Source organism: Micromonospora sp. NPDC049891 (genome assembly GCF_040660295.1).
Lineage (GTDB): Bacteria > Actinomycetota > Actinomycetes > Mycobacteriales > Micromonosporaceae > Micromonospora.
This window is the reverse complement of sequence record NZ_JBFAML010000095.1, coordinates 1-1,070: the sequence shown is the minus strand read 5'-3', so window position 1 is coordinate 1,070 and position 1,070 is coordinate 1. Positions and strand designations below refer to the sequence as shown.

2 protein-coding genes are annotated in these 1,070 nt (G+C 49.3%); one reads left to right on the top strand and one right to left on the bottom strand.

Going from position 1 to position 1,070, the window contains the following annotated elements; all coding sequences use genetic code 11:
• The coding region (locus tag AB0I71_RS32680) for an N-acetylmuramoyl-L-alanine amidase (RefSeq protein WP_357591238.1) at positions 1-399 on the bottom strand (399 nt) is incomplete at its 3' end.
• 334 nt (positions 400-733) lie between these two features.
• On the opposite strand from AB0I71_RS32680, the gene AB0I71_RS32675 reads away from it, so the two are divergent.
• A partial coding sequence (locus AB0I71_RS32675) for an MFS transporter (RefSeq protein ID WP_357591236.1) occupies positions 734-1,070 on the top strand: 337 nt, incomplete at its 3' end.

Sequence of the window (1,070 nt, the reverse complement as noted above, 5' to 3'; positions counted from 1 at the left end):
GTCGGCGTGGATGGACATGAAAAGATCGGCGCCATGCCGGTGCGCGATCTCCACCCGATCGTACAGCGGAATAAAAACGTCGCTGTCGCGCGTCAGGCGGGCATCGATGCCGTGTCGATCAAGCTGTGCACGCACATTTCTGGCGATCTCCAGAACGACATGTTTTTCCAGCGAACCGGTGTGGCCAATGGCGCCGGAGTCGATGCCGCCATGACCGGGATCCAACATGACCAGGAATCTTTTTCGCGCCCCCTGAGGGCCGTTCTGCTTTTTGGGACGTGGCAGGCCGTGGGCGTGAGCCAGCGGGGAAACGGCGCCGTTCAGCGCCAGGGCCGCCAACCCTGCCAACATCATTCTGCGGCGAGATAACCGGGTGTTCAAAAGGTCCGTCTTAGCCATAAGGTTAACCAGCATAAAAGGAAAGGGTGTTTTTGTTATAACATAACAATTTCATGCGCCGGCGGGGTTGTCTGTTAGCGGCTGTTACTTTTAATGTCATTCCTTAAATTCACTGGTTTTTTATACTGCATTTATTTTGTTTATTGAATGTTTGTATTGATATAAATTTGTTTTGCATTTGTTAATTCTTATTTTGACACACTATTTAATCTAATATTTCAAATGAGATTTATTCTCCTCTTTAATTGATATGTTATAACGTAAATATTAAAACGGATAAAAAACGGGGTCTTTGCCGCCGGCATGAAGCTACTCACGTTTTTGGAGCGTTAACATGACTTTTAAACACCAGGAAAAAGAGACACTAAATATATTCGCCGTTCTCGCGGTCTCGTTAAGCACGGTCATCGCCATGCTCGACAGTACCATCGCCAACGTGGCATTGCCGGTTATCGCCAAAGATTTCGGCGTTTCCGAATCGGCCTCCATCATGATTATTAATGCCTACCAGTTTGCCGTTGTCGCCTCTTTGATGCCCTTCGCGGCGCTGGGCCGCGCGGTGGGCAATAAAAAGATCTTTATAGCCGGGGTGGTGCTGTTCGCTTTTTCATCCTTGGGCTGCGCGCTGTCCACGACGCTGTCGATGCTGACGGCATTCAGGGTGATACAGG